This is a genomic window from Sphingomonas sp. S1-29, from assembly GCF_026167545.1.
In the GTDB taxonomy this organism is placed as follows: domain Bacteria; phylum Pseudomonadota; class Alphaproteobacteria; order Sphingomonadales; family Sphingomonadaceae; genus Sphingomonas.
On sequence record NZ_CP110678.1, the window covers coordinates 717574 to 736415 of the forward strand.

Annotated in this window: 14 protein-coding genes; 7 read left to right on the plus strand and 7 right to left on the minus strand. The window is 66.2% G+C overall.

The genetic code is table 11. From position 1 onward, the window contains the following. Nucleotides 1–59 precede the first annotated feature (59 nt). Both OKW76_RS03350 and OKW76_RS03355 read left to right on the plus strand, forming a co-directional pair. The gene (locus OKW76_RS03350; protein ID WP_265551128.1) at nt 60–2717 is read left to right on the plus strand and encodes a TonB-dependent receptor plug domain-containing protein; all 2658 of its coding nucleotides are present in this window, start codon (nt 60–62) and stop codon (nt 2715–2717) included. A 33-nt stretch (nt 2718–2750) separates the two neighbouring features. Continuing rightward, a complete protein-coding gene (locus OKW76_RS03355; RefSeq protein WP_265551130.1) occupies nt 2751–3260 on the plus strand; it encodes a RidA family protein in 510 nt (169 codons plus the stop codon). Between the two features lie 46 nt (nt 3261–3306). Here OKW76_RS03355 and OKW76_RS03360 read toward each other — a convergent pair whose 3' ends face one another. Further along, complete coding sequence (locus OKW76_RS03360) at nt 3307–3648, minus strand: UrcA family protein (RefSeq protein WP_265551132.1); 342 nt, start codon at nt 3646–3648, stop codon at nt 3307–3309. A gap of 385 nt (nt 3649–4033) precedes the next feature. Here OKW76_RS03360 and OKW76_RS03365 point away from each other — a divergent pair, with 385 nt between their 5' ends. Beyond that, nucleotides 4034–4990 carry an NAD(P)H-dependent flavin oxidoreductase gene (locus OKW76_RS03365; protein ID WP_265551134.1) on the plus strand — a complete coding sequence of 319 codons (957 nt, stop codon included), beginning with the start codon at nt 4034–4036 and terminating at the stop codon, nt 4988–4990. A gap of 130 nt (nt 4991–5120) precedes the next feature. Here OKW76_RS03365 and OKW76_RS03370 read toward each other — a convergent pair whose 3' ends face one another. The 4 genes from OKW76_RS03370 to OKW76_RS03385 form a co-directional block, all read right to left on the minus strand. Further along, entirely contained in the window at nt 5121–6422 is a 1302-nt protein-coding gene (locus tag OKW76_RS03370) for a spinster family MFS transporter (protein WP_265551137.1), read from the minus strand. Between the two features lie 88 nt (nt 6423–6510). After that, nucleotides 6511–9312 (minus strand): TonB-dependent receptor, encoded by a 2802-nt coding sequence (locus OKW76_RS03375; protein ID WP_416221840.1) that lies wholly within the window; start codon nt 9310–9312, stop codon nt 6511–6513. Between the two features lie 189 nt (nt 9313–9501). After that, nucleotides 9502–10575 (minus strand): acyl-CoA dehydrogenase family protein, encoded by a 1074-nt coding sequence (locus OKW76_RS03380; protein WP_265551140.1) that lies wholly within the window; start codon nt 10573–10575, stop codon nt 9502–9504. Nucleotides 10576–10675: 100 nt separating this feature from the next. Next, complete coding sequence (locus tag OKW76_RS03385) at nt 10676–11893, minus strand: acyl-CoA dehydrogenase family protein (protein ID WP_265552746.1); 1218 nt, start codon at nt 11891–11893, stop codon at nt 10676–10678. Between the two features lie 185 nt (nt 11894–12078). Between OKW76_RS03385 and OKW76_RS03390 the strand changes: the two genes are divergently transcribed. From OKW76_RS03390 to OKW76_RS03400, 3 genes are all read left to right on the plus strand, one after another. Beyond that, nucleotides 12079–12849, plus strand: coding sequence for a thioesterase family protein (locus OKW76_RS03390; RefSeq protein WP_265551142.1), 771 nt, complete (start codon nt 12079–12081; stop codon nt 12847–12849). Nucleotides 12850–13037: 188 nt separating this feature from the next. After that, nucleotides 13038–15887: a DNA gyrase subunit A gene (gyrA, locus tag OKW76_RS03395; protein WP_265551144.1), complete on the plus strand. Its 2850-nt coding sequence runs from the start codon at nt 13038–13040 to the stop codon at nt 15885–15887. Further along, the gene (locus tag OKW76_RS03400) at nt 15884–16234 is read left to right on the plus strand and encodes a DUF952 domain-containing protein (RefSeq protein ID WP_265551146.1); all 351 of its coding nucleotides are present in this window, start codon (nt 15884–15886) and stop codon (nt 16232–16234) included. Before gyrA ends, OKW76_RS03400 begins: the two co-directional genes overlap by 4 nt. Before the next feature lie 130 nt (nt 16235–16364). On the opposite strand, the gene OKW76_RS03405 is transcribed toward OKW76_RS03400, so the two are convergent. Continuing rightward, entirely contained in the window at nt 16365–16814 is a 450-nt protein-coding gene (locus OKW76_RS03405; RefSeq protein ID WP_265551148.1) for a DUF488 family protein, read from the minus strand. Nucleotides 16815–16939: 125 nt separating this feature from the next. On the opposite strand from OKW76_RS03405, the gene trmFO reads away from it, so the two are divergent. After that, nucleotides 16940–18307, plus strand: coding sequence for a methylenetetrahydrofolate--tRNA-(uracil(54)-C(5))-methyltransferase (FADH(2)-oxidizing) TrmFO (trmFO, locus tag OKW76_RS03410; RefSeq protein WP_265551150.1), 1368 nt, complete (start codon nt 16940–16942; stop codon nt 18305–18307). A gap of 9 nt (nt 18308–18316) precedes the next feature. On the opposite strand, the gene OKW76_RS03415 is transcribed toward trmFO, so the two are convergent. Further along, entirely contained in the window at nt 18317–18778 is a 462-nt protein-coding gene (locus OKW76_RS03415; protein ID WP_265551152.1) for a histidine kinase, read from the minus strand. Nucleotides 18779–18842: the final 64 nt, after the last annotated feature.

Here is an 18842-nt window from a genome sequence, read left to right on the forward strand (position 1 = left end):
GAAAAGGCGGAGAGGCCCTGCGAAGGCGCAAGCCGGGATATCTTTGGGGGGCTTTGGGAATGAAGAGCATATCGTCGATTTCGATCGTCGCACTCGCGACGTCGCTTTGCGCCGGGGTGGCGCATGGACAAGCACAAACGCCGCCGGTCGAGGAAAGCTCGGTGGTCGATCCACCCGCCGCGGCGAATGCGCAGGGGGAGATCATCGTTACCGGCACGCGGCGCACCGATCGCACCGTGCTCGAATCGGCCGCGCCGGTCGATGTGTTCACCGCCGAGACGCTGCAGACGCAGGCATCGGGCGACATGAACAACATCCTGCGCAACCTGGTGCCCTCGTTCAACGTCGGCCGGTTCGCGATTTCCGACGGCTCCACCTTCGTTCGACCGCCCACGCTGCGCGGCCTGCCACCCGATCAGATCCTGGTGTTGGTCAACGGCAAGCGACGCCATCGCGCGGCGCTGGTGCAGATCGGCGGCGGCGCGCTGGCGGCGGGTTCGCAGGGCGTAGACCTCGCGCAGATCCCGACGATCGCGGTCGAGCGGATCGAAGTGCTGCGCGACGGCGCGGCGGCGCAATATGGCTCGGACGCGATCGCGGGCGTCATCAACTACGGCCTCAAGCGCAACCGCGAGGGGATCGAGCTCACCGCGCGTTATGGCCAATTCTATGAAGGCGATGGCGAGAACGTCCAGATCGCGGCGAATGTCGGGCTACCGCTCACCGATGCGGGCTTCTTCAACGTCAGCGGCGAATATATCGATTCGAAGCAGACCAGCCGCGGGGTGCAGCGCCCCGGCGTGGTGGCGTTGCAGGCGCAATTCCCCGGCACCTATGACGGCCTCCGCGATCCGGTGCAGATCTTCGGCGATCCGCAGGTCGAGGCCGCCCGGCTGTTCGTCAATGCCGGGCTCGAAGTTGCTGAAGGCACCGAAGTCTATGCCTTCGGCAATTACGGCGTGTCGCGGCAGGAGGGCGACTTCAACTATCGCCAGCCGGTGAGCTCGACCGGTCGCAATGCCGCGGGCACCGGCAACCAGACCTTCGGCGCGGCGGGGGGCATCTTTACGACATTGTTCACCGATGCGATCCCGGGGCAGTTCGACGCGCGCGGGCGGCCGGTGTACAGCGCCACCGGGCGGACCTTCAACTTCAACAGCTTGTATCCGATCGGTTTCGCACCGCGCTTCTTCGGCAAGGTGACCGACTATTCGATCGTCGGCGGGCTGAAGGGCGAGGTGCTGACGGGGCTGAGCTACGACGTCAGCGCATCCTATGGTCAGAACCAGATCGACTATCGCATGACCAACACGCTCAATCCATCGATGGGGCCGGCATCGCCGACCGCGTTCTACATGGGATCGCTCCAGCAACGCGAAACCAACTTCAACGCCGATTTCGCTTATGAAACCGATATCGGCCTCGCCTCGCCGCTAACGATCGCGGCAGGCGCCGAGCATCGCCGCGAAGCCTATGCGATCCTGCTCGGCGATCCGGCATCCTATGCGTTCGGCAATTTCGGGTTGCAGACGGTCCAGCGCGCCGACGGCACCCGCTTCGTCAACACCGCGCAGCAAGTGGGGTCGAACGGCTTCCCTGGCTATGGCCCCGATTCGACGATCGACCAGGATCGCACGAGCTACGCCTTCTACGCCGAAGTCGAGGCCGACATCGTCGCCGGCCTGTCGCTGTCGGGGGCAATCCGGCACGAGGAGTTCAGCGACTTCGGATCGACCACCAACTGGAAGGCGACGGGGCGGTACGAATTTACCCCCGCCTTCGCGGTCCGCGGTGCCGCCAGCACCGGCTTCCGCGCACCGACTCCGGGGCAGTTGTTCACCACCAACGTCGCGACCGCCTTCACCGGCGCAAACCCGATCGAAAGCGCGATCCTGCCGGTGACGACCGCCGCCGCGCAGGTGTTCGGGGCGACCTCGCTGCGGCCCGAAAAGTCGAAGAACTATTCGGCGGGGATCGTCATCACCCCCACCTCGTCGTTCTCGATCACGCTCGATGCCTATCAGATCGAGGTGACCGACCGCATCGGCCTGACCGGCAATATCGAGATCGACACCGCGGCGCGGCGCCAGGCCCTGCGCGACGCCGGGGTGCAGAATGCCGAGACGCTGGGGCGGCTGCGCTACTTCACCAACTCGTTCGATACCCGCACCCAAGGCGTCGATCTGGTCGCCAACCACACCGCTTCGACCGATTTCGGGCGGTTCAACACGATCCTGGCGGTCAACTACAACGACACCGAAGTGACCGGGATCGACACGGTCAATTTGCTCGGCACCCAGACCGCGGTGATCGACGCTGTCCGCGTCGGCAATATCGAGAATCTCAACTCGAAATGGCGCGGCAACCTCACCGAAAACTGGTCGCTCGACCGGCTGAGCGTCACCGCGCGCGCCAGCTACTGGGGCAAGTTCACCAGCTACGCCGCAACCGCCGACGGTGGCAACCTGACCTTCGGCGACGACGTCACCTTCGATCTTGAAGTCGGGTTCGAACTCAACGACCAGATCCGGCTGGCGGTGGGCGGCGAGAACATCTTCGACAATTATCCCGACAAGAACTTCCGCGCGACCGGCCAGGCCAACCAGAATTGGTATGCCGCGACCGGGGGAACGGTGAGCGGCTCGGTCTATCCCGACGATGCGCCTTATGGCTTCAACGGCGGCTTCTGGTATTTTCGGGCGGCGACCAAATTCTGATGACGACCATGATTAGCGGGGGAGAACAGGCACATGGCATTTCGAACGATTGCAGCGGGAGTCCTTCTGACGGTGGTGCTTGCGGCACCCGCCGGGGCACAGGTGGTGCGGCACCAGAATCCGGGGACGACGCCCTCGCTGATCCTCCAGGCGGTAACGGTGCCGCCGGGGGCCGAAACGCTGGTCCTGTCGGGGCAACTCGCGGCACCGATCGACCCGTCGAAACCGCCGACGGGCTGGGAGTCGTTCGGCGACACCAAGACGCAGACCATCAGCATCCTCAACAAGATCAAGGCGATCCTGGCGTCGAAAGGCTATGCGATGTCCGACGTCATCAAGCTGACGGTGTTCGTTACCGCCGACCCCGCCCGCACCGACGGCAAGATGGACTTTGTGGGGATGAACGAGGGGTTCAAGCAGTTCTTCAGAACGGCCGAGAACCCCAACACCGTCGCGCGATCGACGGTGCAGGTGGCGGGGCTGGCCGGCCCCAATTTCCTGGTCGAGATCGAAGCGACCGCGGCGAAGATGCCCGCAAAATAACCGTCAACCGAAGCGGTGGCCCCGTCGGACGGGACCACCGCTCGGGTCAGTTGGCGCCGCCCAGGGCCGCGCCGCCGGTCGTGGTAACCTGCGCCATCGCGTTCGACACCGACTGGTCGAGGCAGCGACGGTAATCGGCGGGCGGACGCACGCCGTACATATCGACGCGGCCGCACGCCTGTTGCGCGGCGAGCCGGACGCGCTGCTCGACCGCGGCACGCCCGCGCGGGTCGTCGAGGTTCAGATCATTGGTGCGCACCGTCAGCGCCCGCGTCACGGTATTCGCACCGCCGCGGACAAGCGCGGTATCGTTGTCGACGGCAAAGCCGGTGGCGGGAAATGCCACCATCGTCGCGAGAAACGCGACGGTCAGTTTCCTGCGGATCATCGTTGCTCTCCTGCCAGGCCGGACGTTGCCGGCCGTCCGACGGTCGTTGCCGCCGAGGGCGCATGTACGCTCGCGGCGGGGCGGCTTCAACTGGGCGGTGCAGCATAGGGCGTCGCGTGCAGGCGGCCGTAAAGGTGACGGCAGAACATCATCCTCCCCCGCCAGGGGGAGGTGGCAGCCCGAAGGGCTGACGGAGGGGGAGGATCGCCGACGGGCCGCTCGAGTCCGCCCCCTCCACCACCGCCACGCACCGGTTCCCCTCCCCCGGCGGGGGAGGATTGCAGGTGGGCGAGAGTCGGGAGAACGATGGGCTGTCTTGACCCAAGGCAGCGCCCCCCGTCATTCCAGTTGCGCGATGAAACCCACCATGGCTATGTTCGGCGCCATGGCCCTACCCCCGCTCTTCGATCGCTTGGCGCTGCCGATCATCGGCTCGCCGCTCTTCATCATCTCGGGTCCCGAGTTGGTCATCGCGCAGTGCAAGGCGGGGATCGTCGGATCGTTCCCCGCGCTCAACGCCCGCCCGCAAAGCGAGCTGAACGAGTGGCTCCACCAGATCACCGAGGAACTCTCGGCATGGAACCGCGCGCATCCCGATCGCCCTGCCGCGCCGTTCGCGGTCAACCAGATCGTCCATAAGTCGAACGACCGGCTCGAGGCCGATCTCGAAACCTGCGCCAAATGGCAGGTGCCGATCGTCATCACCTCCTTGGGCGCGCGCGCCGAACTCAACACCGCGGTCCACGCCTGGGGCGGGATCACGCTCCACGACGTGATCGACGACCGGTTCGCGCACAAGGCGGTCGAAAAGGGTGCCGACGGGCTGATCCTGGTGTGCGCCGGCGCGGGTGGCCATGCCGGGCGGCTCAACCCCTTCGCCTTCACCCAGGAAGTCCGCGCGTGGTTCGACGGGCCAATCGCGCTGTCGGGGGCGATCGCCAATGGCGGCGCGGTGCTCGCGGCGCAGGCGATGGGCGCCGACCTTGCCTATATCGGTTCGCCCTTCATCGCGACCACCGAGGCGCGCGCTGCCGACGAATATAAGCAGGGCATCGTCGAGGGCCATGCACACGACATCGTCTACACCAATTTGTTCACCGGCATCCACGGCAACTACCTGCGCAGCTCGATCGAAGCCGCAGGGCTCGACCCCGACAATCTCCCCGCGAGCGACCCCTCGGCGATGAACTTCGGCTCGGGCAGCAACACCAAGGCCAAGGCGTGGCGCGACATCTGGGGATCGGGCCAGGGGATCGGCGCGGTCGACCGGGTCGAGCCGGTGGCGGTACGGGTAGAACGGCTGGCGGCGGAATATGCGGCGGCGAAGGCGCGGCTGGGATAAGCCCCCCTCCCTGGAAGGGAGGGGTCGGGGGTGGGTCGAGTGACCGACATACGGCATCCGCGCGCGACGCCCCACCCGTACTCCTGGCCTCTACCCACCCCCAGCCCCTCCCTTCCAGGGAGGGGAGCAGTCACCCCGCGCGCTTCAGCAACACCCCCGCGCGCCAATAATGGAAGATCGCCCAGGGCGTCACCGCGGCGAACAGCATCATCGACCAGCGCAGCGAATCCTCGCCGAAGCTCGGCTTCAGCAGATCGCTGATCACCCCCACCAAGGTCGGCCCGGCGCCCAGCCCGATCAGGTTGATCACCAGCAAGGTGATCGCCGCCCACAAGGCGCGCAGCCGCAGCGGGGCGAGCCCCTGGATCAGCGCGAAGGTCGGCCCGAGATAGCTGTTGGCGAACAGGATATAGAGAAAATACGATCCGATCGCGAGCACCGGCTGGTCGAACAAAAAGAAGCCCAGGGTGAAGGGCAGCGCCAGCGTCTTGAGCACCGCGACCATCGTGCTCTGCGCGTGCAGCCCGTGGCGCCGCGCGAGCCAGTCGGCGATCTTGCCGCCGCCGACTGCCGAGGCGATGCCGAACAGCCCGCCGGGCAACGCGACATAGAGCGAGATATCGCGCACCCCGATCCCCAAGGAGCGCTGCATATAGCTCGGCCCCCAGGCGGTGAGCCCATAGCCGATCATCGAGGTCAGCGTCACCGCGGCGACCAGGTGGAGCGCCGGCCCCGAAGCCGCGAGCGAAGCGAAGCCCTGCGCGAGGCTCGGCATCGGTTCCTTGGCGGCATCGGGCGCGCGGTTGGGGTCCGAGAGGCCGCGGCGCGGCTCGACGACGAACAGCCAGACGATCAGCGCGAGCACCACGCCGGGCATGCCGATGACATACATCGCGGTGCGCCAGCCGAACGCCGCGGCGACCAGCCCGCCCACCGAGGTGCCGATCGCGCTGCCGAGCACGACGCCGAGCGAAAACACCCCCATCGCCCCAGCGCGGCGATCGGGCGGATACAGATCGGCGATAATCGAATGGCTCGGCGGTGACGATCCCGCCTCGCCGATCCCCACCCCGATCCGCGCGAGCAGCAACTGGGTGAAGTTTTGCGCCAGCCCGCCGACCGCGGTCATCGCGCTCCACGCGGCAAGGCTCAGCGCGACGATGTTCTTGCGGTTGAACCGATCGGCCAGCCGCGCGACCGGAATGCCGAGCGTCGCGTAGAACAACGCGAAGGCCAAACCGGACAGCAAGCCGAGCTGGGTATCGCTGAGCTGCAGGTCGGCCTTGATCAGCTCCTGCAGGATCGCGAGGATCTGTCGATCCATATAGCTGAAGAAATAGGTGGTGGTGAGCAGTGCGAGCGTAACGCCGCGGCGGCGGATCGCCTTTTCATCGGCGATCGCATGGGCGGCCAGCGTCTGGGGTTCGGTCACGCATCGTCCTTGTTGCTCGCGCCCGGGTCGGTTGCCCCCCTGAGGTTCGACACCGGCGGCTCCCCCGAACCGCCGGTGTCACGCGGGCTCAGAAGCTGCCGCGAAGCGTCACGCCATAGGTCCGCGGCTCGGCGAGGTACTGCGAAAAAATCTGCCGCCCGCCGGGATATTGCGGATCCTGGAACGCGGCGTTGGCGGCGCCTTCCTGGAACGGCGAGTTGAAGGCAACCTGCGCATAATTCTTGTCGAGCAGGTTCTGCGCCCACAGCTCGACCGCCCAGCGCTGATCGGGACCGCGCACGCCGACGCGCGCGTTAACCAGGAAGAAGCTGTCCTGTTCCTTTTGCGGGAACAGGTCCGACCCGGTGTTGAAATCGTCGGTCAGGCGACCGTCGATATAGAACAGCCCCGACAGCCCGCTGCTGCCGATATCGGGGGTCCAGGCGACCGACGAGGTCGCGACGATCTCGGGCGCGTTCGACAGATTGTCGCCGGGCAGCTTGCGCAGCGCCTGGTTAAGCGGCTGGCCACGATCATTGCCGACCAGGTTGTCGCGGAACTTGGTGTCGGCATAGGTCAGCCCCACCGCGATGCGCAGATCGCGGATCGGCGCCAATTGCGCCTCGAGCTCGACGCCCTGTGCGAGCACACCATAGCCCAGATTGTCGGTATCGCATGCCCCGGTTGCCGCTGCGGCAGCGCTGTAATTGGCGGCGGCGGGGAACTTGCTCTGGTCGCGATCGCCGCCGTTCAGCCCGTCGGTGCAACCATTGACGTTCTGGACGATGAAGACGGTGCCGTCGAAAGTGTTCAGCTGGAAGTTCTTGAACTCCTGGCGGAAGCCCGCAACCGAGACGCTGAAGGGACCGGTCGCATATTTGGCACCGATTTCATAGGCGTTCACCGTCTCTGGATCGAACTGCAAATTGCCCGCAAGCGCCTGCGCGCCCCCGACCGATGCGAAGGTCTGCACCGGCAGCTTGAGCGCCGATTTGTCGAGGTTGAAGCCGCCCGCCTTATAGCCGCGCGTGAAGCTGCCGTAGAGCAGGAGGTCGTCGGTCGCCTTCCACGACAGCACCGCCGTGCCGGTGAATTCGCTTTCGTTGCGCTCGTCGTCGATGCTGACACCGTTCAATTCGGCGGTCGAATTGCCCTGGCAGCCAAGCCCGAGCAGCGCCTGGCCAAGCGCGCGCTGAGTCGCGGTCGAAGTCGGGCTGAAGGCTTCGTCCGACACCGTCGATTGCAGGAAGGTGCAGACGGTATTGTCGTTGTTGAACGACGCCGAGAAGCGCTTGCGCTCGTCGGTGTAGCGAAGCCCCAAGGTCAGATCGAGCGTGTCGGTGAGGTGGATGATGTTGTGGGTAAACGCGGCGAAGCTACGCGTGTCCTGGCGATAGGTTTCGCCCGTCGAGCCCAGGTCGCTGAGCGTGCTCAGCCGCGCAAAGCCCGCAGCGATGTCGGGGCTGCCTGCGCCCGCCAACGTCGCCGGGCCGACCCCGGGCGCGACGCAGCCGGGGCTGGTCGGCGAATACAGCGCCGCGAGCGCGCCGCCGGTGATGATCCGGCAGGCAGCGAACTGGCCATATTGCCGGCCGAAGCGCAGGTTGCTGTTCACCCGGATCTTTTCGTCGAGGAAGAAGCCGCCGACCAGCCAGTCGAGCTTGTCGTCGAACAGGCTGCCCTGCAGCCGCAGCTCCTGCGTGAAGGTCTTGAACAGCCGCGAATTACCGTCGCCGCTGGCATTGTAAAGCAAATCGGGCGTACCGTAATCGAGATCGCCACCCTGCGAATTATAATAGGTGCGATAGGCGGTGATCGAGGTCAGCGAGACGTCGCCGAAGCGCCAGTCCAGCTGGCCCGACACGCCCCAGTCTTCCGATGCGCTGCCATAATCGCGACCCGGCGTCACCGATACGTCGCGGCTATAGCCCTGGTTGAACGCTGCGGGATTCTGGCCGAGCGCGGTCAGCACGTTAATGATGTTGTTGCCGCGCGGGAGCCCGGTGGTGATCGGGGTGGCGGGATTGTTGAGATTGCCGATGAACGGATTGACCGAGCTGTCGACATAGGTCGCGGCGCAGCAATTTTCGTCACGCTTGCTGTAATCGCCGATGAGACGGAAATCGATGTCCGACGTGGGCTGGAACAGCAACTGGCCGCGGACAAAGTAGCGATCACGATCGTTGATCGTCGTGCCGTTCGCCGGATCGTTATAGAAACCGTCGCGCTTGACGAACACGCCGTCGACGCGGGCGGCGAGCGTCTGGGTGATCGGACCGGTCAGGCTGCCTGCAAGCCGCCAGAAATCATAATTGCCGTAGGTAACCTCGCCGTTGCCGCCGAACTCGAATTCGGGGCGCTTGCTGACGATGCTGATAAGGCCCGCCGACGAGTTGCGCCCGCCGAGCGTTCCCTGCGGCCCGCGCAGCACCTCGATCCGGTCGATCTCGCCGAGTTCGTTGAGGCCGATGCCCGAGCGCGAACGATAGACGCCGTCGATGAAGGTGACGACCGAGCTTTCGAGGCCCGGATTGTCGCCGACGGTGCCGATGCCGCGGATCCGCGCCGAACCATTGGCTTCGGACCCGGTCGAGGACACCAGCAACGACGGCGCGAGTTGGTTGAGTTGGCGAATGTCGTTGGCGCCCGACAGCGCCAGGCTTTCGGAGGTGACCGCCGAGACCGCGATCGGCACGTCGGCGAGCGCCTGCGCGCGGCCTTGGGCGGTGATGACGATGTCGCGGCTGGTATCCTGTGAGGGGTCCTCATCCTGCGTTGTCACGGCGGCTTCGGTCGCGGTGGCGCTGGCGTCCTGCGCGGCGGCCGGGTTAGCCAAAGCCAGAACCAGCGCGGGAACCCCACAGGCGGTGAGCAGCTGCCGTTTCATCATCATCTCCTCCAAGGGCCGCATCTGTCGTTCGATGCATACCGTTAGCTCGAATTAAGCCCAGCTGAAGCCGAGCGTCAAGAAGATGATTAGCGTTACCGCCACCATTCCTAAGGGTATGTTGCGGAATTACCATCGCCGCAACGCACCATACCCCAATTCCTAAAAGTTGCGTTCGACAACCGATACCGCTCAGTAGCCGTTCAGCTTGGCAAAGCGCTCGCGGTGCCAGGCGGCGTTGCCCCACATCGCCTCGAGCACGCGCGCGCGTTTGAGGTAGAAGCCGGCGTCATATTCATCGGTCATGCCGACCCCGCCATAGAGCTGCACCATCTCGCGGCTGACCAGGTTGAGCGTGTCACCGGCGATCGCCTTGGCGAGGCTCACCGCCTGGTCGACATCCGAACGCTTGGCGTCGATCGCCTCGAGCGCGCCTTCGACCGCCGATCGCATCAGCTCGAGTTCGGTGAACATCCTGGCCATGCGATGCTGCAGCGCCTGGAAGGTCGACAGCGGCTGGCCGAACTGGACGCGCTGCTTGAGATAGTCGTTGACCTGCGCGAACGCCGACTCCGCCATGCCAAGCATTTCGGCGGCGGTGGCGGCGGCGGCGCGATCGGTGACCTGGCGCAACAGCTGCTCGCCGCCTTCGGTCAACTTTTGCGCAGGCGCGTCGGTGAAGACGATCTCTGCATGGCTTCGCGCATCGGCGAGCTTGCGGGTGTTGCGAGTGACGCCCTGCTCGCCGCTCACCAGATACAGCCCATCGGTGGCAGCGACCACGAACAACGTCGCGCTGTCGCCCTCGGCGACGAATGCCTTGGTGCCGGTGAGCTGGCCGGCTTCGACGCGGGTGGCGATCCGATCAGGCGCGAAATGCGGCCCGTCGTCGATCGCCAGCGTCGCGACGATCTCGCCTGCGGCGATCCGCGGCAGCCATTCGGCCTGCTGCGCCTGCGATCCCCCGAGCATCAGCGCGCTGGTCGCCGCCGCGGTCGCCGCCAGCGGCGAGGCGACCAGATTGCGGCCGAGCTGTTCGAGCACCAGGCCCAGCGACAGGAACCCCATGCCGGCCCCGCCATGCGCTTCGGGCACCAGCACGCCGGCCCAGCCCATTTCGGCCTGCGCCTGCCAAAGCGCGGCATCATATCCCTCGGGCGGCGCGGCGTCGCGGGTCTTGCGAAACGCCGCCACCGGCGCTTCGTTATCGGCCCATTCCCGCGCCATATCGCGCAGCATCGTCTGGTCTTCGCTCAATATTGCCATCTCACCCTCCGTCACCCCAGCGCAGGCTGGGGTCTCGCGCGGCTAGCGCGCGCTTCGTTCCATCGATGCCCCAGCTTTCGCTGGGGCGACGCATCGCGGCCTATTTCGCCTCGGTCATCCCGAGGATCCGCTTGGCGATCACATTGTTCTGGATCTCGGTCGATCCACCATAGATCGACACCGCCTTGCCCCACAGCCAGGTGCGGGTCTGCGCGAGTTCGTCCTCGCTGAACCCCTCGCCTTCCCAGCCTAGGCCCTGCATCCCCATCACCTCGATCGCGAGTTCGGCGCGGTCCTGGGTGATCCGCGCGCCGACATTCTTCATGATCGACGACGTCGCCGATGGTCCCGCATTCGATTTCGATTCGAGCGCGGCGCGTCGCAGCGTCAGCGCGAAGGCGCGAACGTCCATTTCGTGGCGGACGATCCGCAGCCGCAGATCGGCATCGCTCAGCCGCCCGGCATCATCGGCGCCGCGATAGTCGAGCGCCATTTGCCCAAGCGGCGTTCCCGCGAACAACCGGCTGGCACTGCCACCGCCCGACAGGCTCGACCGCTCATGCTGGAGCAGGCGGGTGCCGATCTCCCATCCCTGTCCCTCGGCACCGACCAGATTGGCCTTGGCCACCTTCACATCGGCGAAGAAGGTTTCGCAAAAGGGCGATTGGCCCGAAATCAGCCGGATCGGCTTGGTCTCGACACCGGGGGCGTCCATGTCGATGAGCAGGAAGCTGATGCCGGCATGTTTGTGGCCCTTGTCGGTGCGCACCAGCGCGAAGCATTTGTCGGCCCATTGCCCGCCCGAGGTCCAGGTCTTCTGCCCGTTGACGATATAATGGTCGCCGGCATCGATCGCCGAGGTCTGGATGTTGGCGAGGTCCGATCCGGCATTGGGCTCCGAATAGCCCTGGCACCAACGCACCTCGCCGCGCACAATCGCCGGGATATGCTCGGCCTTCTGCGCCTCGCTGCCATATTCGAGCAGCGTCGGGCCGAACATCATCACCCCCATGCCGCCGATCGGGTTCCACGCCCCCGCGCGCGCCATCTCTTCCTGCAGCACCCGCGCCTCGGCGCGGCTTAGTCCGCCGCCGCCATATTGGCTCGGCCAGGTCGGCACCCCCCAGCCCTTGTCGCCCATCGCCGCCTTCCAGCGGCGTTCGGCGTCGCTCGCCTCGTCGGGGCCGTCGACCGCCGACATCGGGTTTTCCTTGCCCTTCAACTCGGGCGGGAAGTTCGCCGCGAGCCAGGCGCGTGCCTCGCCGCGGAACGTCGCCATCGGGTCGGTCGCTGAGTCGATCTCGGGTGCGCTTGCCATCATGCCTCTCCTGATATTCCGCCTGTGTAGCAGCTTTGCGAGGATCGGGTATGGTTTTCGATCGGGTATTTCGGCGGTAGGCGCCCCCATATCGCGAAAGCACTGGCGGGTGCGACGATATTTGCGGTAGCGACGTTTCGAACAACGCGTATGGATGCACGCCGACGGTGAACGAAAGGCGCGCCATGACCCCGATCCGCGATATCCTGACCAGCCCCCAGCCGATCGAGGCGGGGTTCAGCGCAGCGATCCCCGCCGACTGGATGCAGGGCCGCACCGCCTATGGCGGGCTCTCAACCGCGCTGGCGCTGCACGCGGCGCAACGCTGCGAGCCCGAGCTGCCGCCGCTGCGATCGGCGCAGATCAGCTTCATCGGCCCATTGGCCGGCGATATTCGCGCAACCGCGACCAAGCTGCGGCGCGGGCGCAATGCCGCCTTCATCCAGGCCGATGTCACGGGCGACGCCGGCCTGGGGCTGCGCGCGACCTTCGTGTTCATAGCGGCGATCGACTCGAGCGTGGCGCACGACGCCGCCGCACGCGCCCCGCGAACGCCCCCGCCCGCCGATGCCACCACGCACACCGGCCCCGATCATTTCTTCACCGGCAATTTCGAATATCTCGACGACCAATCGGCGCTCGCCCCCGCCGAATGGCTGCGCTGGGTCCGCTTGCGCGACCGTGCCGCGATCGATCCGCTGGTCGAGCTCATGGCAATCGGCGACGCGCTACCGCCGGCGGCGTTCCGGCTGTTCGATGCGCCGGTGCCGATCAGCTCGCTGACCTGGATCGTCAACGTGCTGACGCCTGCACCCGCGACCGACAATGGCTGGTGGCTGCTCCACGCCAAGGCCGATCGCGCGGTCGACGGCTATTCGAGCCAGCGGATGACGATCTGGAACGCGGCGGGCGAACCGGTGGTCGAGGCGATGCAGGGGGTGGCGATCTTCGGGTAAGCCTCGAAGCTGTCCGTTCGTTTCGAGCGCAGTCGAGAAACGGGGCTTGGAGTACCGGGCTTGGTTTCGCGACTTCGCTCGAAACGAACGGGACGTTGGGGCACGCGCCCCAGGCGCCAAGGCTTGGCAGGCGCGCGCCCGCGTACTAGACCCAAATCAACCACCCAACCCGAAAGCGAAAACCAGCCTTGACCGACGAGACCGTCCTCGCGGACCCTTCCGATATTTCCCCGATCTCGATCGTCGACGAGATGAAGGCGAGCTATCTCGACTATGCCATGTCGGTCATCGTCGCGCGCGCGCTGCCCGATGTGCGCGACGGGCTGAAGCCAGTCCACCGCCGCATCCTCTATTCGGCGTATGAAAGCGGCTATGTCGCGGGCAAGCCGTATCGCAAATCGGCGCGCATCGTCGGCGACGTCATGGGTAAATATCACCCGCATGGCGACAGCTCGATCTATGACGCGCTGGCGCGGATGGCGCAGGATTGGTCGATGCGGGTGCCGCTGGTCGACGGTCAGGGCAATTTCGGGTCGATGGATCCCGATCCGCCCGCCGCGATGCGCTACACCGAGTCGCGGCTTGCCAAGGTCGCCAATGCGCTGCTCGACGATCTCGACAAGGATACCGTCGATTTCACGCCGAACTATGATGGTTCGGAAAGCGAGCCGTCGGTTCTCCCTGCGCGCTTCCCCAATCTGCTCGTCAACGGCGCGGGCGGTATCGCGGTCGGCATGGCGACCAACGTGCCGCCGCATAATCTGGGCGAAGTGGTCGACGCCTGCATCGCTTATGTCGACGCATCCACCGGCGGCGAGCCGCTGACTACCGAAGCGTTGCTCGACATCGTCCAGGGGCCGGATTTCCCGACCGGGGCGATCATCCTGGGGCGCGCGGGCATCCGTTCGGCGTTCGAGACCGGGCGCGGGTCGATCATCCTGCGCAGCCGCCACATCCTTGAGCAGCGCGGCGAGCGGCGCTCGATCGTGCTCACCGAAATCCCGTTCCAGACCGGCAAGAACGGGCTGGTCGAAAAGATCGCCGAAGCCGCCAAGGACAAGCGCATCGAGGGCGTCAGCGACATTCGCGACGAATCGAACCGCGAGGGCGTTCGCATCGTCATCGACCTGAAGCGCGATGCGACGGCCGATGTCGTGCTCAACCAATTGTGGCGGCACACGCCGGCGCAATCGAGCTTTTCGGCCAACATGCTCGCGATCCGCGGCGGTCGCCCCGAATTGCTGAACCTGCGCGACATCATCGATGCCTTCGTGAAGTTCCGCGAAGAGGTGATCACCCGCCGGTCGAAGTTCGAACTCGCCAAGGCGCGGGACCGGGCGCATCTGTTGCTTGGCCTGGTCGTGGCGGTCACCAACCTCGACGAGGTGGTGAAGATCATCCGCGGCTCGTCGAGCCCCGCCGAAGCGCGCAACAAATTGCTGGTGCGCGAATGGCCGGTCGCCGAGATCGCGCAGTACATCAAGCTGGTCGAAGCGGTGGAAACCGAGATTTCGGGCGACACTTATCGCCTGTCGGACCTTCAGGTCCGCGCGATCCTCGACCTGCGGCTGCATCGCCTTACCGCGCTCGGGCGCGACGAGATCGGCAACGAGCTGGCGGCGCTGGCCGCGGTCATCACAGAATTGCTCGCGATCCTGGGCGACCGCGCCAAGCTGTACGCGGTGCTGCGCGAGGAACTGGTCGAGGTGCGCGCCGCCTTCGCCACCCCGCGCAAGACCGAGATCGCGGCTGCTGCCGACGGCATCGACGACGAAGACCTCATCGAGCGTGAGGAAATGGTCGTGACGGTGACGATGGAGGGCTACATCAAGCGCACCCCGCTCGCCACCTTCCGCGCTCAGGCACGTGGCGGCAAGGGCCGCGCCGGCATGGCGACCAAGGACGAGGACGCGATCACCAATTTGTTCGTCACCTCGACGCACACCCCGGTGTTGTTCTTCTCGACCGCGGGCAAGGTCTATCGGATGAAGGTGTGGAAGCTGCCCGAGGGCGGCCCCGCCACGCGCGGGCGTCCGATGGTGAACCTGCTGCCGCTGGCCAATGGCGAAGTAATCTCGACCGTCCTGCCGCTCCCCGAGGACGAGGAGGAATGGGCAAAGCTCGGCGTCGTGTTCGCGACCGCGAGCGGCACCGTCCGGCGCAATTCGATGGATGCGTTCACCAACGTGCCGACCGCCGGCAAGATCGCGATGCGCTTCGAGGATGACAGCAGCGATCGGCTGATCGGCGTCGCGCTGCTCACCGAAGGCGACGACGTGCTGCTCGCCAGCCGCGAGGGCAAGGCGATCCGCTTCGCCGCGACCGACATTCGCGAGTTCCAGAGCCGCACCGCCACCGGCGTGCGCGGCATGACGCTGCGCGAAGGCGACGAGGTCATCTCGGCATCGATCCTCCACCGCGTCGGCACCACGCAGGAGGAGCGCGAGGAATATCTGCGCTTCGCACCCTGGAAGGCCGCGCGCGAAGGCGAGATGGAAGATCGCGAACGCTTCGACCTGATGGCGCAATCCGAACAGTTCATCCTGACGGTGTGCGCCAACGGCTATGGCAAATTGTCGTCGGCCTATGAATATCGCCGCATCGGCCGCGGCGGTCAGGGCGTGACCAATATCGACAATATCGCGCGCAACGGCCGCGTCGTCGCGAGCTTCCCGGTGAAGTTCGGCGACCAGTTGATGCTCGTCACCGACCAGGCCAAGCTGATCCGCATCCCAATCGAGCGCCGCGCGGTGGGCGAGGATGCCGGCGGCAGCGACAATGGCCTGCGCGTCATCGGTCGCGGATCGGCGGGCGTGCGGCTGTTCAACGTCGCGGCAAACGAGCATGTCGTCGGCGTCGCGCTGATCGACGAGGAGCCCTCGCCCGAGAACGAAGCCGAGGAAATGATCGCCAGCGAGATCGCCGAGGCACCCGCCGCCGATCCCGACAAGGCGATCACCCTCGACGACGGCACCGGCCCCGACACGATCAGCGAGACCATCCCCGAAGACGACGGCAACATCGACGACGAGGCATGAGCGACACCCCAACCACCGCGTACAAGGTGCTGACCGGCGAGCAGATGACGGCGCTCGAAGCCGATAACTTCGCCGGCGCGCCGGTGGATGTGGCCGATGGCTATATCCATCTGTCGACGCAGGCGCAGTTGACCGAGACGGTCGACAAGCATTTCGCCGGCCAGACCGACCTCCACGTCGCGGCGGTCGATCTGGCGGCGCTGGGCGATACGGTGCGTTGGGAGGAAAGCCGTGGCGGCGCGCTGTTCCCACATATCTATGGCCGGCTGCCGCTCGAAGCGGTGGTCGCCTATGGCCCGCTCGAACGGCTGGGTGACGGCACGGTGCGGCTGCCCGTTACCGGCTAGGTTGATCTGCCCTTTCCCCGTTCGTGCTGAGCTTGTCGAAGCACCGTTTTTTCTTTGAGCCGCGATGCCATTGGAACAACGATGAACGGCCCTTCGCCGTGCTCAGGGCGAACGGATCGGGGTAAAGGCATCATGCTAAAGCCTCACCCGCGAACAGGTCGACGACCTTCGCGCCGCCACCTTCGGCGGCCAGCAACAGCGTACGATGGCATACGCAAGGGTCGCGCTCGAAGCACAGCAGTGCCGACGGTTTGTCGGCGATCAGCTCGCGCATCTGCGCCGCTTGCACCTGCGTTTCGGGCAGCTCGAGCTGGCCGGCATAGACCGCCTCGAGCGTCGCGCGATCGCCCTTCTTGGCAGCGTCGCGCCCCGGCTTGGGGGTGCCGAGCGCCTTCAGATGGACATAGTCGATCCCGCGCTCGGCCAGCGCTGCCGCAAGCCCGGTCTTGGAAAAACCTGGGCGGCGCGAGAGCGGCAACTGCCGGACGTCGATCAGCCGCTGCACCCCTGCGCGCTCGAGCGCCGAGAGCAGCTCGTCGACAGTCGCGCCTTCATAGCCGATGGTGAACACGGTTTGCATCGCCGCGATATAGGGACGGCGTGCGCCCGGTCAAAGCTCGCCCGCCTTTCGCCCCCCTGTCCTTCGCCGCCCCGATGCCCTACCTGTTTCCCACCCACCCAGCGCAAAAGGACGAGCCCATCACCGTGAGCGGCGAACACGATATCCATATCATCGGCGGCGGGCTCGCCGGGTCCGAAGCGGCATGGCAGCTCGCCAATGCCGGCTGGCGGGTCAAGCTCTCCGAAATGCGCGGCGGTGGCGACGGCACGCCCGCGCACCAGACCGACTCGCTGGCCGAACTCGTCTGTTCGAACAGCTTCCGATCGGACGATGCCGAGCGCAACGCGGTCGGGCTGCTCCACGCCGAAATGCGCGCGCTGGGATCGATCATCATGGCGCAGGCCGATGCGCACCAGGTGCCCGCGGGCTCGGCGCTCGCGGTCGATCGGGACGAATTCGCCGCATCGGTCACCCGCGCGCTGGCGGCGCACCCCAACATCAACATCGTGCGCGAGCGCGTCGACACGCTTCCCACCGACGGCCCCGCGATCATCGCCACCGGCCCGCTCACCGCGCCGATCCTCGCCGACAGCATTGCCGGCGCGACCGGCGCCGATGCGCTGGCGTTCTTCGACGCGATCGCGCCGATCGTCCATGCCGAGAGCATCGACATGAGCATCGCTTGGAAGCAGTCGCGCTGGGACAAGGCGGGGCCGGGCGGCGACGGCAAGGACTATATCAACTGCCCGCTCGACAAGGACCAGTATCTCGCCTTCCACGCCGCGATGATGGCGGGCGAGAAGGCGTCGTTCCGCGAATGGGAGAATGTCCCCTATTTCGACGGCTGCATGCCGATCGAGGTGATGGCCGAGCGTGGGCTCGACACGCCGCGCTTCGGGCCGATGAAGGGCGTCGGGCTCGATGATCCGCGCACCGGGCGCTGGCCCTATGCGTGCGTCCAGCTGCGCCAGGACAACGCATCGGGCACGTTGTGGAACATGGTCGGCTTCCAGACCAAGCTGAAGCACGCCGAACAGGTCCGCATCTTCCGCACCATTCCCGGCCTGGAAAATGCCGAGTTCGCGCGGCTGGGCGGGCTGCATCGCAACACCTTCATCCGCTCGCCCGATCTGCTCGATCGCACGTTGCGGCTGAAGTCGCGGCCCAACCTGCGCTTCGCCGGGCAGATCACCGGATGCGAGGGCTATGTCGAAAGCTCGGCGATCGGGCTGCTCGCGGGACGCTTCGCCGCCGCCGAGTTGGCGGGGCAGACGCTCGCGCCGCCGCCGGTCGAAACCGCGTTCGGCGCGCTGCTGGCGCACATCACCGGCGATGCCGATGCTGCGACCTATCAGCCGATGAACGTCAATTTCGGGCTGTTCCCGCCGATCGCGTACGAAGGCAAGAAGATCAAGAAGCCCGACCGCAAGCTGCTCTACACCGCGCGAGCGCGTGATGCGTTCGCGCGCTGGGCGCCAGATGTTGAGGTGACGGCGGCCGCTGCCGAGTAGCCGCGGCCGTCAGCCCTCGTCCTCGCGCGGCGGCGGACAGTTCGCAGCGCGGCGCGGCGCCTTGCGCTTGACCGCAGTGGTGGCGAACTCGGCTCGATTGAGTATGTTCGATTTATCGCGGTCGGCGGCAGCGAATTTGGTCGTCGTCTTAACCGCCCATTCGTCGAACGACAGCCGCCCGTCGCCATCGCTGTCCAGCTTGGCAAAGGCCTTGCGTCGGGTGGCGAGATATTCCTCGCGCGTGACGCCGTCGTCGCTATCCTTGTCGTAGCGATCGAAGCGGCGCTCCTCGCGCGTCTTGGGCGTCGCCTCGGCCACCCGATCGGGCAGCGCGGGCGCGTCACCCGGTGCGGCGGCGGCCCCGGGCGGCGGCGGCAACGCCACCTCCTGGCTGGCGCTGCCTTCGAACAGGAACATCCCCGCCAATCCCAGCGCGAGCGCAGCCGCTCCCCCCACCAAATACCGCCACATCGGCCTTCTCCCCCAGCCCCGGTGTCGGGGCAAAAGCTAGCCGATCTGGCAATCGCGACAAGTC